Annotated in this window: 10 protein-coding genes; 5 read left to right on the forward strand and 5 right to left on the reverse strand. The window is 42.0% G+C overall.

Annotated features, from left to right (window positions below; genetic code table 11):
• The first annotated feature begins 653 nt into the window (after positions 1-653).
• The gene (locus tag RBH91_RS04525) at positions 654-2,399 is read left to right on the forward strand and encodes an NTTRR-F1 domain (RefSeq protein WP_307893628.1); all 1,746 of its coding nucleotides are present in this window, start codon (positions 654-656) and stop codon (positions 2,397-2,399) included.
• Between the two features lie 216 nt (positions 2,400-2,615).
• On the opposite strand, the gene RBH91_RS04530 is transcribed toward RBH91_RS04525, so the two are convergent.
• The gene (locus RBH91_RS04530) at positions 2,616-4,892 is read right to left on the reverse strand and encodes a glycosyltransferase (protein WP_307893629.1); all 2,277 of its coding nucleotides are present in this window, start codon (positions 4,890-4,892) and stop codon (positions 2,616-2,618) included.
• 179 nt (positions 4,893-5,071) lie between these two features.
• On the opposite strand from RBH91_RS04530, the gene RBH91_RS04535 reads away from it, so the two are divergent.
• Entirely contained in the window at positions 5,072-6,148 is a 1,077-nt protein-coding gene (locus RBH91_RS04535; protein WP_076762374.1) for a glycosyltransferase, read from the forward strand.
• Between the two features lie 83 nt (positions 6,149-6,231).
• Here RBH91_RS04535 and RBH91_RS04540 read toward each other — a convergent pair whose 3' ends face one another.
• Positions 6,232-7,095 (reverse strand): sulfite exporter TauE/SafE family protein, encoded by an 864-nt coding sequence (locus RBH91_RS04540; protein ID WP_307893630.1) that lies wholly within the window; start codon positions 7,093-7,095, stop codon positions 6,232-6,234.
• 233 nt (positions 7,096-7,328) lie between these two features.
• Between RBH91_RS04540 and RBH91_RS04545 the strand changes: the two genes are divergently transcribed.
• On the forward strand, positions 7,329-9,005 hold the full coding sequence (locus RBH91_RS04545; RefSeq protein WP_307894667.1) for a glycosyltransferase: 1,677 nt from the start codon (positions 7,329-7,331) through the stop codon (positions 9,003-9,005).
• A gap of 135 nt (positions 9,006-9,140) precedes the next feature.
• Here RBH91_RS04545 and RBH91_RS04550 read toward each other — a convergent pair whose 3' ends face one another.
• From RBH91_RS04550 to RBH91_RS04560, 3 genes are all read right to left on the reverse strand, one after another.
• A complete protein-coding gene (locus RBH91_RS04550; protein WP_307893631.1) occupies positions 9,141-11,123 on the reverse strand; it encodes a glycosyltransferase in 1,983 nt (660 codons plus the stop codon).
• A gap of 164 nt (positions 11,124-11,287) precedes the next feature.
• Complete coding sequence (locus RBH91_RS04555; protein WP_307893632.1) at positions 11,288-12,058, reverse strand: sulfotransferase domain-containing protein; 771 nt, start codon at positions 12,056-12,058, stop codon at positions 11,288-11,290.
• A gap of 72 nt (positions 12,059-12,130) precedes the next feature.
• Entirely contained in the window at positions 12,131-13,039 is a 909-nt protein-coding gene (locus tag RBH91_RS04560) for an NAD-dependent epimerase/dehydratase family protein (protein WP_307893633.1), read from the reverse strand.
• A 414-nt stretch (positions 13,040-13,453) separates the two neighbouring features.
• Here RBH91_RS04560 and RBH91_RS04565 point away from each other — a divergent pair, with 414 nt between their 5' ends.
• Together RBH91_RS04565 and RBH91_RS04570 are read left to right on the forward strand one after the other, a co-directional pair.
• Positions 13,454-14,557: a DegT/DnrJ/EryC1/StrS family aminotransferase gene (locus RBH91_RS04565; protein WP_307893634.1), complete on the forward strand. Its 1,104-nt coding sequence runs from the start codon at positions 13,454-13,456 to the stop codon at positions 14,555-14,557.
• A 1-nt stretch (position 14,558) separates the two neighbouring features.
• A complete protein-coding gene (locus RBH91_RS04570) occupies positions 14,559-15,623 on the forward strand; it encodes a Gfo/Idh/MocA family protein (RefSeq protein WP_307893635.1) in 1,065 nt (354 codons plus the stop codon).
• Positions 15,624-15,663: the final 40 nt, after the last annotated feature.

Below are 15,663 nucleotides of genomic sequence, written 5' to 3' on the forward strand. Positions count from 1 at the left end.
GTGATTTTTAAGAACGAGTGGTTTACAGCGGTTTTAAAATTGTACTCCTACCAGCTAGGGCAGGTGTAAAGATAATCGCAGCAAACCAATTTTCATGTTCACATTTTTTCTCGGTAAGACTCCTTAGGAGAAACATTTATCTCATTCATTGCAAGATTCATAGCCTATTCCGGCAGAAGGAGGAGAACTTTTTGTTGTCTTGATGGAAACCGTGAATTTATCCAGCTAAGAGGAAGCCGAAGATATTTTAGAAGACGATGTTTCTTTATTGAATGTAACAGGAGAAGAAGGTTCATTAGGAGCGCAAAATCTAAAAGGTTCATCAACCTGAAAACTGACGAACGTAACTTCTGCACTAGGATTCAATAGAAACAGAAACCTGATTTTGTTTCATTAAAAGGAGAGGAAGTTCTTTTTAGAACATCACCTTTTATTTTTTTTGAAATGAAAGAAGAATAGAGTTTGGCAACTTTGAATGGCAGCAACGTTGGGGTGAATTTTTTTATATGAAGCCTCACATAGCTATAAAATGTGTTTTAAACGTATGGAAAATAACGTGACCGAGTTATTTGAGAAAACATAGTATATGTTAGCTTCAATCTTGAAAAAAGGGAATTGAAGCTAATCTTGAAAAAGGGAGGTTAAGACCCTAGATGTCGATTCAAAATTTAGTTGTAAATGGTAGCTTTGAAACAGGGGCACTTCCACCTTGGGTTGGCCAAAATGCAATAGTTACAACTCAGTTTTCGCATACGGGTTTTTGGTCTGCAAGACTGCTAGGCGGAAATGTCACTTCATTTATTGCTCAATTTGTACCAGTCGATGCAGGAGAAGGATTAGAATTTCTCGCTTCTCTTGCTAAAACTGGCTTTGCTCCATCTCCTCAGGTGCAAATTCAAGTCTCTTATTTTGATAGTGCTTTTAACTTTTTAGGGCAAGGTCTATTCTTAAATATACCATTTAATAGATTGCCAGTTGTAGAAAATAACACATGGCTTGAAGTTTATGAAACGACTGCGCCGGCTCCAGCCGGATCTACTATGGCTTTTATCTTGATTAATACTTTGCCGCAGGCAGGTACTGCTGATGTCATTGTAGATGATGTAGCGTTGCTAGATGCAGAAGGTGGTGGAGTAGGTCCAACCGGCCCGACAGGCCCAACCGGTCCGACAGGCCCAGCAGGTCCAACGGGAGCAACAGGAGCAACGGGAGCAACCGGAGCGACAGGACCAACAGGAGCAACGGGAGCAACCGGAGCGACAGGACCAACAGGAGCAACGGGAGCAACCGGAGCGACAGGACCAACAGGAGCAACGGGAGCAACCGGAGCGACAGGAGCAACGGGAGCAACCGGAGCGACAGGAGCAACGGGAGCAACCGGAGCGACAGGTCCAACGGGAGCAACCGGAGCGACAGGAGCAACGGGAGCAACCGGAGCGACAGGACCAACAGGAGCAACGGGAGCAACCGGTCCGACAGGAGCAACGGGAGCAACCGGTCCGACAGGAGCAACGGGAGCAACCGGTCCGACAGGAGCAACGGGAGCAACCGGTCCGACAGGAGCAACGGGAGCAACCGGAGCGACAGGTCCGACAGGACCAACAGGACCAACAGGTCCGGCAGGAGCAACCGGAGCGACAGGTCCAACAGGTCCGACAGGACCAACAGGTCCGGCAGGAACAACTGGAACGACAGGTCCAACAGGTCCGACAGGAGCAACCGGAGCGACAGGACCAACAGGTCCGACAGGTCCGGCAGGAACAACTGGAGCGACAGGACCAACAGGTCCGACAGGAGCAACCGGAGCGACAGGACCAACAGGTCCGACAGGAGCAACCGGAGCGACAGGTCCAACGGGAGCGACAGGTCCGACAGGAGCAACGGGAGCGACAGGTCCAACGGGAGCAACTGGAGCGACAGGCCCAACAGGAGCAACCGGAGCGACAGGCCCAACAGGAGCAACCGGAGCGACAGGCCCAACAGGAGCAACCGGAGCGACAGGCCCAACAGGAGCAACGGGAGCAACCGGAGCGACAGGCCCAACAGGAGCAACGGGAGCAACCGGAGCGACAGGTCCGACAGGCCCAACAGGTCCAACAGGAGCAACCGGAGCGACAGGCCCAACAGGAGCAACCGGAGCGACAGGCCCAACAGGAGCAACCGGAGCGACAGGCCCAACAGGAGCAACCGGAGCGACAGGCCCAACAGGACCAACAGGAGCAACCGGAGCGACAGGCCCAACAGGCCCGACAGGCCCAACAGGCCCAACAGGCCCGACAGGTCCAACAGGCCCGACAGGTCCAACGGGACCAACAGGCCCAACAGGCCCAACAGGTCCAACTGGCGGTGCAGCATTGCAACAAACCCGACAGTTCCTTAATCAATCAAGATTGAGTTAACTTAACTTTGTTTCTGGGACTCAATTATGATTGTAGCAGCAGCTATGAATATAGCATTTAAACCCTCTAATGTGTTTTAGAAGGGGTGCATGAAAGCCGTCGGCTTTCATGCGCCTCTTTTTTATGAAGAACGGAATTCAAAAATAAAAGGACTGGCCGATAAGCTCATGCTTATCAGACAGCCCTCTGATTCATATTAATTCAAATGCAGGTCAGTCAGATTGATATCAGCAACTGGTCCATCTCCTCTTTTATATGATCGATGTCTTTCTTATATACTGACTTTCCGGAAACCAGACTCAAATTAAAATAGCTAAGCATTTTTTCAACCAAAGGCCGGACACACTTCTTCTTCGCTTCTTCGTCAAGGTGCCGTGTAAATCCGTTATTTTGATAATCCTTTGCTGTATCTGCATAGATTTTGCCGATGGTAAAATATTTCAATGCTTTTCGGTGAGTTTCCTCAAGTTCGTTCCAATTGATGTAAGGCAAATAGACATCTTCACTAAAATGCTCAATAATATATTCCATTACATGAATAATAGACGGTATTCTTTTGTCTATATTGTAAGTAAAACTTTTTTGATGTCTTCGATAGCAATAAACAGGTTTATTTAAATAATGGTATTTCCAGCCGCGCTTAATATTGACGATACTATTCAGCGTGTCACCGGCATATAGATTCTTACAATCGGCTACCCAGGAGTAGTTATGGTTGCGATAAAAAGACAATTTGAACAATCCTACCATTGGATACACGCCGGACCCTCCTCTTTCAAACACACGACGTATCACTTCATCGTCTGTATATGATTGATAAGTCCAGCTTCCGATCGTTTTGCCGTCAGAATCGACTAATAAAAAATCTCCGTATACATAATCTACATTCTCTTGTTCATCAAAACACTCCATTAAATCACAGAGCACACTGTCATGCGCCAAAAAGTCATCTGCGCTGACAGGCATTACATATTCCCCTGTTGCTTCTTCGAAAATCTCTGCGAATGCCGTATCCGCCATACCTGAATTTTCTTGGTGGTATATCGTTTTAATATGGGGATACTTTTCTTTAAAAGCATTTATTTTTTCAATCGAACCATCGGTAGAATGATCATCCACAATGATGATTTCCATATTCGGATACGTCTGATTGATCACAGACTGAAGGCATTGGTCTAAAAAACGGGCGTAATTGTAATTGACGATTCCGACTGTAATTTTAGGCAGGTTGAGAATGGCTGTGCGGTCACTCATTTTTGCCGATTTTGCCAATCGTGAGATGGTTTCTTCTATTTTCTTCATTTGTTTTTGAAACGAATAATGCTCTTCAATAAAAGCCCGATATTGATGTGGTGAATCGTTATGTTCAGTGACCATGTCGACCAGTTCATCAATCGTGTTCCATACAAAGTTTTCATCATAAATTGTTTTAGCGCCGTAAAAGTTGTGGACAAGAGGTTTAATTCCTTTTGCCATCGCTTCCATGACCGACATTTGCTGGCTTTCCAAGAGACTTGTTGAAATGAGATAATGCTTATCTTCCAAGTATCGGTTGATATCGCTCTGCCAGCCGTCCATTTGAACGCTGTCCTGTAAATGAAGTTCTTCAATCATCTGTTTAAAATATAATTGATAGCGAATGTCTTGATATTGGCCGGCGATAAACAATTTGTACCTTGGATCTTTGTCATGAATAGCTTTGAAAGCGTGCAATAAAAGCATCGGACCTTTTTTATAATTGATGTATCCGACATATGCAATATGAAACCCTTTTTCACGCTCTTTAAACGTATACTGGTCTAATTTTACCCCGTTTGGGATTGCAGCAGTCTGTGTATTTTTCAGACTTTCAACTTGGTGAACGACGTATTGCTCCATGTGTTTTCCGTCAAAAATGACTTGATCCACGGTATTCCAGCGAACTTGATAAATATATGCTGTAAAAGCTTCATAGCTGTGAAGCCTGCAAATTAATGCTTTTTTATGGGCAAGAGGCAGTTTGCTTCCATAAACGATTAAGTTGTCACACCATTCGAACCAGCAAATATCTGCCCATTTCATGCCCTTGTCGATTTGTTTTAGGTCTGTCACGACCATCTTCACCGTTCTGTATGAATGGGAAAGATGGTCGATTACAGGGTCTATAAACGTATCCAAATTCGGTTTGACAAAGAAGACGATTTTCGGCCGAACTCTTTCAATGCTGCGGAAAAGACTGTTTTTCTCCCGATACAATTTCTCTTTCTGCACGAGATTCATAAAAAAAGCAGCATCATCATACAGTTCAATCGCTTGTTGAATGTGATTCTTTTTTTCATATATAAAACCTAAACTGATGAGCATGACAATATCAAATGGATCGGCTTTCAGTCTATCTTTGATGATGTGTTCAGCTTCCTCCCAGTTTTCTTCTGCCGTCATTTGAGTGATTTCATGTTCACTGGCAAGCTCCAGCAAACTTAAAAGTAAATCCAGTTCATTTTTTTGAGCCATTGGTATCCTCCTATTAACGAAATTTCCCTAGTACTATCTATATTCAGCGATGAATGGAAGTTTCCGTGTTATACATCCAAACTCTTTTCGAAGGATGACCCATGATAATGGTACAAACAAGAAGCTTGCTTCAGTCATAATCTATTGAGGTGAAGATATAACGATAAGGAGTGAACATTTTGGTCACGATCAGTCTATGTATGATTGTAAAAAATGAAGAAGAAGTATTGGCAAGATGTCTTGATACCGTGAAAGACATCGTAGATGAAATCAATATTGTCGATACGGGGTCGACTGACAAAACGGTCGAAATCGCGAAGCAATACACAGACCGCGTTTTTTTCTTTGAATGGATCGGCAATTTTGCGGCAGCCAGAAACGAATCATTTAAGCATGCCACGAAAGATTACATCCTTTATTTAGATGCGGATGATGTCCTGCATGAAGAAGATCAAAAGAAATTAAAAGAATTGAAAGAAACGCTTGATCCATCGGTTGATTCAGTGTCGATGTACTATGATGCAGGGACGGACGAATACGGAAATGTGACACTAAGATACCGCCGCAACCGTTTGGTGAAAAGGGAGAAAAACTTTAAATGGAGAGGCGACTGCCACCAGTATCTCGAGGTTTACGGTCATATTATCAATGCCGATATCTCTGTCACACATAAAAAAATCCGCCATTCCGTCGGACGAAATCTCAATATCTACCAGCAGAAAATTGATCGGGGCGATGAGTTTTCTCCGAGAGATTATTTTTACTACGGAAATGAATTAAGAGAAAACAGGCATTATGAAAAAGCGATTGAAAGCTATAATCAAAACATAGAAATGAAAGAAGGCTGGATTGAAGATAAAGTTTATGCGTGCATAAATAAAGGCGACTGCTATCGTTTTCTCGGAGATTTGGACAATGAATTGAGATCGCTGTTTCAGTCATTTGAATTTTCTAAAACACCGCGTGCTGAGACGTGCAGCAGGATCGGCTATAATTTTCAGCGCAGACGTGAATTTCAGGCGGCCATATACTGGTACGATCAGGCGACGAAATTGGTTCCCGACACAAATAAATGGAGTTTCAGCTATCCTGCCTACTACACTTGGTATCCTCATCTGCAAATGTGTGTCTGCTACTATAACTTAGGGGATTTTGAAAAATCGTATCAACATAACGAAAAGGCGCGGAAATATCGTCCTAATGATAAGTCTGTTCTTCATAATAAACAGTTATTAGAAGGAAAATTAAACAGATAAAAAAACAAAAGCTTACTTGTCAAGTAGGCTTTTGTTTTGTGGCAAAAAGTCAGCGGACATATGGAGGGATATCTTGTGCTTTTTTATATATTCTTTCGATGATGGCGTACCGCGTAAAAAATGGAAAGCCCCCAGCCGATCAATAAGATTGTGTAAATGGCGGCACTCCATATGCCGTTGATCGACCAGAAAAGAATCAGAGTCCGGACATTGGTTATGATAATAAAACCTCCGACAAGAACCCCCAGCAAATATGCAGGCAGAATCCGCACAAGCCAGGCGGCAATAGGGGCTGCAGCAATTCCGCCTAACATAAGGGCAATCGTCCATGTCCAATTAACTTCTTCCCAGCCTAATGAAATCAAAAAACCGGCAGTAGCAGAAATCGCAATAGCAAACTCGCTTGTATCTACTGTACCGACGGTTTTTCTAACGGAAGCTCCTTTTTTTGACAACAATACAGGGGTCGTGATTGGGCCCCAACCGCCACCGCCGGTTGCGTCCGCAAATCCTGCGACCAGCCCTAAAGCGATTGACTGTTTTCTAGTCAAATCAATCGATTTTTTCTGACCGCTTGGATTAAATTTGAATAAAAAACGAAACAGGACATATATCCCTAATATGAATAGAAACAAGGAAATAAAAGGTTTGACAGCATCGCCCGGCAGGCTGCTCAAAAAGCATGCCCCCGTAAATGCCCCAACAGAACCGGGGATGATCAATTTGTATACAGCCGAGCGGTCGACATTTCCAAATTTCACATGAGAAACACCTGAAGCGGCGGTGGTCACGACTTCTGCAAGGTGAATCGATGCCGAAGCTACCGCCGGAGCGATTCCGAGCGTCAGCAAAAGCGATGACGAAGTAACGCCGTAAGCCATTCCCAGCGAACCGTCAATGAGCTGGGCGAAAAATCCTATAACTGCAAAAATGATCAGCTTTCTCATAGCCATTCCCCCTGTAAAAAATACAAAAAACAGGTGAGGAGGACAACATATATGATGTCTAAGTTATTTTATGCTTCGATAGCTTCGCGGTATGGTTAAACACCGGAGGTTCTCTGTTAAATAATGAAGCTGTCTGAGAGAATCGGCTGTTTTAATGGAGAAAGGACAGAGGTCTACTCCGAAAACTGGAATGAGCATATGATGATAAAAAGAATGTTGGAGGGATCTCTGTGATGTTGTACCATACATTTCATGATAATCATAAAAGTATAACAAAACATTTATTCGTGGATATTCAAAATACATTCACAATAGAGTTTTGGGCCAAACCAGTTCCCGAAGCAAAGGAGGAACGGTATGCAGTGATACCAGTTTCCGGCGTACATGGAGAAGGCGGTGGTCCTTTCCTGGCCGGTGTTGGGATTTCACTTGGAGTAAAAGGGATTAAAGTATACGAACATGAAGCGGTTCTAACAGAGATTTTGGCTTTTACCTTTCCCTCGCCTTTATATGACTGGACGCATGTTGCGCTGGTCTATCATGATAAAATACCATCACTCTATATAAACGGGCAATTTGTTAAAAAGGGAAATGTCAGCTCCTTTAAAACGGTTGTCCCATCGGGAGTTTTTAAGGGATCTGGCTCCCGCGACTTTATCGGAAAACTTGAAGAAATAAGAATTTGGAGTAAAGCAAAAACACAATCTGAAATTTTGGAACATATGAACAGAAAACCGGCTGAAAACGAATCTGATCTGTTTGGCTGCTGGAAATTGAGTGAAGCCGGCGAAACGACTGTCCATGATGCTGACGGAAAAATTGAAGAACCCGCATTAAAGATTCTCTTTACCTTTTTTGTACCGAGCGGAGGTGTGGAAACGTTAAACCGGCAGCGTTTTTACGCTCTTAAGCAATATGGGGTAAATTGCGACTTTTTGTATTTGCAAGAAGGAACAGGACTGCAAAATACAGTGAATACTTCTATTTTTATAACGAATTATGAAGACGAAATTAAAGAGATTATACTAAAAGGGAATTATGATGCCATTGTAGTCGGCTCAGATCTTCTTCTATTGAAAACCATAAGGGAATTTGGCTATCAAGGACTCTTGATTTATGAAGTGCAGGGGTTGGGAAACAGCAAAGAGTATGTAGATGAATTTTTGAAAATACATGCTTATTCTATCGTCAATGAATGCAGTGATGCGATTTTATATCCGCAGACGCCGCACCTTCAGCAAGCATTTGAAAAGTATTTTCCTGACAAAGTTAAATTTTGTTTTAATAATTGCTTCAATACAAATGAATTTCATTATCAAGCACTTCCAAAAAAGAACGGACCTATAATCGGCTGGGTGGGACGGCTTGAAGAAAATAAAAACTGGAAAGATTTTTTATCGATCGGAGCGAAATTAGTTCAAGAAAATCCTTCTATTCAGCTTTGGATGTTTGAAGATAGTACATTGGCGGAAGAAGAAGAAAGAAGCGCTTTTGAAGAAAGAATAAACGAGCTGAATTTGAAAGAGCATCTGACCGTTTATGCAAACCAGCCGCATCAAAAAATGGCCGAATACTTTTCTATCATTGGCGACTCAGGAGGTTTTTTATGCTCCACCTCTAAAGTAGAAGGGTTCGGATATGCTGTGCTTGAAGCGATGGTTTGCAGGTGTCCCGTCCTGACAACCGATTCCGACGGAGTACGCAGTTTTATCACACATAATGTAACAGGGAAGTTTTTTGTACTCGGAGACATCAATCAAGCGGTACAAGAAGGAAAAGAGCTCATTTCAATTGCTGCATTAAGAGAAGAGATTAGACGGAATGCTCTAAAACACATTGAAGACCATTTCGCGCCGGAAAAATACGCGGAACATTTTTTGAATATGATTCATCAGTTAAAACATGATTAAAAAATCCCTTTCAAAGGGATTTTTTATGTTGAGATATATTTCAAACACTGCAAAGATCATCATGATTTTAAGCTGTTAAAAAGCCGGGAACCGGCCTGAACGGTCTGATGTTCCCAGCTGCCTCTGCTTTTCCTTTTACCAGTTGTTATCTTTTTCGTATCCTAATTGGATCAATGCGTCGCCAGCGATTTCTTTAAACGCTTCCTTATGTCTCTCATTAAATTCTTCTTTCCAGTCACCTATACTCCCTTTTCTAAAAGTATCCGAAGCACTGGAATGAATATTTTGTTTCATTTTTTGAAGCAATTGTTGTTTTGATAAATTTAATGATTGAAGATCATCCCATAAGAAATCGATGATGTTCGTGATGGTTTTATTTTGCGAAGCTTCATCGCGCATAAGGTCTTCAAAAGTCACGATGCAGATTCCGGAAGCTTGCGCCCATTGTAAAAATCTTTTTGTGAAATCATATATATTCGGCAGCAAGCCAATTCCATATTTAGCTTGTTCTTCTTTATTTAGTGAAGCTCCTTTTATGATAGCCATCAGCCGTTCATCGTGGTTTTTTAAATGATTTTTCATAAATGGATTCCATGGATGATTATATTTGTTGATCATCACAAAATGGACAAGTGAAACTGCTATATCTCTTAAATCCCTATAAATAAATATTGTTTTGATATCTGTTTCATTTACAATTTTTTCTCGATCTGCTGAATGTGCAAAGTGGCCTGTTGCTGTGTATCCTGGTTTAAGATCTTTTAAATGCTTTTCTTCGAAAACCCAGAAATCGGTCCGTCTCATTCCGGGAATTCCGAGGATAATTTGGAGCAGTAAATGAGTTCCGCTTTTTGGTACGGAATTGACTAATACTTTCGGTAAGCGGATGTGCTGCTTGTTTTGAAATAAGTTGATTTTCAATATTGCTGTGTCATAAAGTTCCCCAAACTCATAATCTTCTCCCAATATAATAGAACGAGTGCCCGTAAGGCGATAACCATTATCAATAATCGCACCCGGAGATTGTTCGGGTTGTTCTTTCAAATCGACTCCTTTAATGATCATGTCGTACAATGCAAGTATTGAAGACGGAAATGTCCCTTTTCCATAAATTAACGTGAAAGGTGTATCCGCTTTAACTATACCTTTACGAATAGCTTCTATTTCAGAGCCGCCTGGTAGGTCAATCAAGACAACTCTCGGATCTTCTATATTCCGGATTGTTTGAATGGCAGATTGATCCAATGTTCGATCAATAATAATGAGCTTATAATTGCTAAATGATTGTTCTAACAATTGTTCCAGCCTTTCGATTGTATTTTCCGATCCGTCTTGAACAGGATATATTATTGTTAATAGGTAAGGGATATGTCTTCGGTTTCTTGCTTGATGTCTAGCGAGGTTAAAAGCATATCTCCATCTGCGATGCTCTTCTTTTGAGTTTCTGAGTTTAGCTGATACACTCAGCGGGGAATTGGTTCGATATTCCATTAGAACCTCTTCTATAAAGACAATATCACAATGCTCTGTCAGTCGAAGCCAGTATTCATAATCTTCGACAGGCTCAAGGTGATATCCGTCAATCATCATCGCGAATTGTTTCTTGTACATAAAGGATACACCGATAAAACAAACATCAAGGAGATTCTCTTTCGGCTGATTTTGATATTTGTAAAATTCCTCTAAGCTTGGTTCTTTTAAAGCATCCCCTTTATGATCAATATGCCGAAAGCTGCTGAAAGACAGCCCAACATTGTCGGACGCTGTTTCCAATGCATGCCGGAGCTTTTCGATAAAAGATGAATAATAAATATTATCACTTGAAACCCATGTGAAATATTTAATCTCTTCTTTCTTCATCAAATAATCAAACCCAATGTTTAAGGTTTTTGCCACACCTTCGTTTTTTTCCTTTAGAATGATGTGCACTCGGTCGTCTTCTTTTGTTATATCTTTGATGACAGCAACGGTTTCAGGGGGAGCGCCGTCCGAAACGATCACAAAATCAAAATGTTGATAGCTTTGTTGCAAAACCGACTGCAGCGCCAGCTTTAAATATTCAGGTGTTTGTTTATAAACAGGCATAACAATTCCTACATCTCTCAATTTATATTCCACCTTTCAAATGAAGATTAGCTTTTTAGAACGAATATCGTCGAAAGGTCATCACAGAAAACAATTCAAGCTTCGATGAAATTTTAAAATTACCATCGACTAGGTGTCATATGTTGTATAGGGTGAGAGACATATTGCTGCATTTTGAATCATAGACATTGTTTCGTTTACCAGTTATTATCTTTTTCGTATCCCAATTGAATAAGAAGCTCACCTGCAACTTTTTTAAAAGCTTCTTTGTGTGTTTCTGTGAATTCATGTTTCAAATCCCCTATTCTTCCTTTCCTGAATGTTCCTGAGTTCTCTGGAACGATATTTTGTTTTATTTTTTGTAATAATTCGATCTTTGTTAAATGTAAATCCTTCAGATCCTCCCATAAATAATCCAGGATTCTCATGATAGACTGATTTTGGGAATCTTCATCATATACAAGCTCCTCAAACGTTACAGTGCAAATGCCGGGCTGATGCTGCCACTCCAATTTATCTTTAGAAATTTGTCTTATATTTGGAATATGTGTGATCTGAAATTCAGCTTGCTCTTCCTTCGTTAAATGCACACCGTTTATCATTGCAAGCAGCCGTTCATCATGTGTTTTTAAATTTTTCAAATATGGAGTCCAAGGGTGGTTGCCCCATTTATTTAACATCACAAAGTGAACAAGTGATACAGCAACATCCCGAAGATCTCTGCTGATAAAAATCACCTTTATATCTTTTTGTTTTAAAAACTGTGCCCGTTCGGCTGAATGAACGAGATGACCTGGCCCTACGCTGCCTGAATTGATCAAGTCTAAATCTTTATCTTCTATGATCCATGCGGGAGTAATGATCATTCCCGGAATACCGAGAATCATTTGCAGCAGCAGATGTGTTCCGCTTTTTGGCAATGAATTAACCAGTACTCGGGGTAAAGGTCTTGTTTGATTTGGACTCAATGCCTTCCCTCCTTTTCGGCTGATCATCGCTTAATAAATTCTCCACAGTTTTTCTCAAGTACTTATATTCACTTATTTACAACGATAAAAATTCAAAATATCTGCTAGTGATGATTCCAGTGGAATAACTGGTTTCCAGCCTAAGCTCATCATTTTCGCAGGATTCAGGTCCAGTTTTGTGTTGATCTTTTCATTTACTCGTGACTTTATCTCAAAATCTATTGCTGTCAGTTTTCTATAAATGCTGACCACTTCGTTAAGAGAATAGCTCCTGCCAGAGGCCACCTCATATACTTCCCCTGATTCCCCTTTTGTTAAAAGAATTTCATAGGCGCGTACAACATCTCTTACATCTAAAAAATCCCGCTGAACGTTCAAGTTATCGATTTCAAGAACCTGATCCGCTTTGCTTGCTTCCATATCCGCAATTTTCTGAGCAAAAATCGAGCAAACGCCTTTTGAAAAGCCAGGTCCTATTAAATTCGAAGGCTTGGCAATGATAATCTGCATGTTATAAAGAATCTCCCATGCCTGAGCAATTAGGACTTGCAGTGTTTTGCTTAAGCTGTATGGGTGTGGAAGAGCAGATAGATCGTTAAGGTCAAACTGCAAAACTGAGCCGGCTACACAAATTTTACATTCCGGATGTTCATGGCGAAGTGCTTCTATTACATACAAAGTGGATAAGAGATTGTTTTCCAAAGATGAAACAGGATCAAGCCAAGACTGCCCGACATGGTTTTGTCCGGCTAAATGAAGCAAATACTGCGGTTTTGTTTTTTTCACTAAACTGGCTACAGCATCTTGATCTGTTAGGTTGCAATACTCAACTTTGACTTGGCTGTCAGGGGTATTGGTTCTTGCTATAGCTGTTACATCAAATCCCGCTTGCGAAAAGTGGCGGCATGCATGTCGGCCGGTAAATCCGCCTGCTCCAGTGATTAATATTTTTGGCGGCTGGTTCATAGAGATTTCATCCAATCTGTAATGAAAACAGGCTGTTTTCGCTGATCAGGATCAGGGGACAAGACGTTTTTTAAAAAAAGGAAATAGGGTCTCATTTGATCAATCCATCTCTTTCGCAAATTTATTTTGTTTTGCATAAAAGCAACCTTCCTTTCTTCTGATGTAAATAACTTTGGCTGCTCTCTGAAAATGCAGACTAGATTTGGATGCCTGTTTGCTTGAAGAATACCTATGCAATTGCCTTTCTATTTTTCTTAATATGTTATGAATTTCTTTTTTTATTGCTATAGGCTGTCTATTTACCGCTATAAGCCGCATCGGACATGCAAAGCTGCAGAATTTGGCTTTTGAAAAATTCTTCAGCCGTGGCAAGCTGCGATATGGAATCATAAATTATCTTGGGATTCTGTCGAACAAGGAGGAAAATAAATGATTCCGCTAATCAATTTAAAACAGCAGTTTCAAGAGGTAAAAGACGATATTTTAAATGAGTTCGAATGTGTGTTAGAAAGCGGGCAATATATATTGGGGCCAAAAGTCAAATTGCTGGAGAAGAGGATAGCTGAAAGGCTCGGGGTAGAAGAGGCGGTCGCGGTTGCCAATGGCACGGATGCTTTAGTGCTTACACTCCAAGCTTACGGCATCGGGGAGGGTGACGAAGTCATCACCACTCCATTCACTTTTTTCGCCAGTGCTGAAGCCGTCTCAAGAGTCGGTGCGACGCCTGTGTTTGCGGATGTTGATCCGGAAACATACAATATTGATCCGGCAAAAATAGAAGAAAAAATCACAACGGCAACAAAAGCGATTATTCCTGTTCATATTTTCGGCCAGCCCGCTGATATGGACGACATCATGGCGATTGCTAAAAAACACGGGCTTTTTGTTATTGAAGACGCCTGCCAAGCATTTGGGGCGGAGTATAAAGGCCGTCCCGTCGGCAGCCTCGGGGATGCGGCCTGTTTCTCATTTTTTCCTACCAAAAACTTAGGAACACTTGGTGACGGGGGAATGGTGACGACTTCGGATCGTGATGCAGCCCGAAAGATAAGATCGCTCAGAACCCATGGTACAAGGAAAAAATACTTTCACAACCAAATCGGTTTTAACAGCCGTCTGGATGAATTGCACGCAGCGATTTTGCTGATTATCTTGGAGAAAATTGATAGCTGGAACGAGCAAAGAAGAAACATTGCCAAGCGGTATCAGCGGGCCTTATCAGGGGTTTCCGATTTAGAGCTGCCGAAAGAAAAAGAAGATCGCTCCCACATTTACCATCTCTATTGCCTCGGAGCGGAAAAACGCGATGAGATGATGAATACATTGCAAGAACATCAGATCCAGTCAGGCATTTATTATCCGCGCTGCCTTCATCTCCAAGACGTTTACTCCTTTTTGCCATATAAAAAAGGGGATTTCCCGGTTGCTGAATCTTTATCAGAAAAGCTTTTCGCTATCCCGATGCACCCTTTTTTATTAAAAGAAGAGCAGGATCAAATTATTTCCGTATTGCTGAAAAGGGGAGAGGGTTAAAGTGAGTGTGCGATTTGGAGTCATCGGCTGCGGATCTATTTCAAGAAAACATCTGCATGCTCTTAGTAAATGCAAAGAGGCCGAATTAGCAGCCGTGAGTGATTTGCAAAAAGAAAGGATGGATGAGGCGGGTGAATATTATGCCGTCTGTTCAGGGCGCATCGAAAGCATTGTGCGCTATCAGAACTATAGAGATATGCTTCACGACCAAAAAATAGATGCTGTTATCATTGCAGCTGTTTCCGGATTGCATGCAGAAATGGCCAGACAATCTTTGCTGGCGGGAAAGCATGTCATTCTGGAAAAACCAATGACACTGTCATTGAAAGATGCGGATGACATCATCGAGCTGGCAGAGCAAAACAATCTGAAGCTTATGGTGTGCCATCAAATGCGCCACCGGCCGATCATGAAAAAAATAAAAGAAACGATAGAGCAAGGAAAATTAGGAAGGCCATACTTAGGGACGGTTACGCTCCGCCTGAACCGGTCTCCTGCCTATTATGCAGCAGCATCATGGCGGGGCGGCTGGGAAAAAGACGGCGGTATGCTCGTCAATCAAGGAATCCATCTGATTGATCTTCTGCAATGGTTTTTGGGAGATGTGGAAAGTGTTTACGGAGACATACTGGCCGCCGCTCCTGATAAGGAAACAGAAGATGTGGCAGTGGGCGTCCTGACTTTCGGCAGCCTGGCAAAAGGTGTGATCGAAGCCAATATCATCACACAGCCGAACAATCTCGGAAGCTCGCTGTCTATTTTTGGCGCAAACGGCACGATTTCTTTGGAAGGTCCTTCTTTAAACCGGATCAGCCGCTGGTTTATTCACGGGGAAGAGACCGATTTCGAAGAATTGGCAAAGCTGGCCGCTCTTCAGGATGAGCAGGTTTTGATGTACGAAACTTTCATAAATGCCGTGGAGTCAGACGAACCGCTCTTAATTGACGGACATGAGGGAAAAAAAGCGCTGGAAACGATCTTTGGTATTTATCAATCCGCATTGTTGAGGCGGGTTGTTGAACTGCCTCTTTCATCATTTCAAACGGCTGATATGAAAAAGAAATAGGTTTGCAAAATGGTAAATCGTCCCTTTCAAAAAAAGATAA

The organism is Bacillus swezeyi (assembly GCF_030908325.1).
Classification (GTDB): Bacteria; Bacillota; Bacilli; order Bacillales; family Bacillaceae; genus Bacillus; species Bacillus swezeyi.

What these genes read in the sequence shown, in the direction of transcription:
- RBH91_RS04525 (WP_307893628.1), top strand. Translation starts at nt 654, where the DNA reads ATGTCGATTCAAAATTTAGTTGTAAATGGTAGCTTTGAAACAGGGGCA.
- RBH91_RS04530 (WP_307893629.1), bottom strand. Translation starts at nt 4,892, where the DNA reads ATGGCTCAAAAAAATGAACTGGATTTACTTTTAAGTTTGCTGGAGCTT.
- RBH91_RS04540 (WP_307893630.1), bottom strand. Translation starts at nt 7,095, where the DNA reads ATGAGAAAGCTGATCATTTTTGCAGTTATAGGATTTTTCGCCCAGCTC.
- RBH91_RS04545 (WP_307894667.1), top strand. Translation starts at nt 7,329, where the DNA reads ATGTTGTACCATACATTTCATGATAATCATAAAAGTATAACAAAACAT.
- RBH91_RS04565 (WP_307893634.1), top strand. Translation starts at nt 13,454, where the DNA reads ATGATTCCGCTAATCAATTTAAAACAGCAGTTTCAAGAGGTAAAAGAC.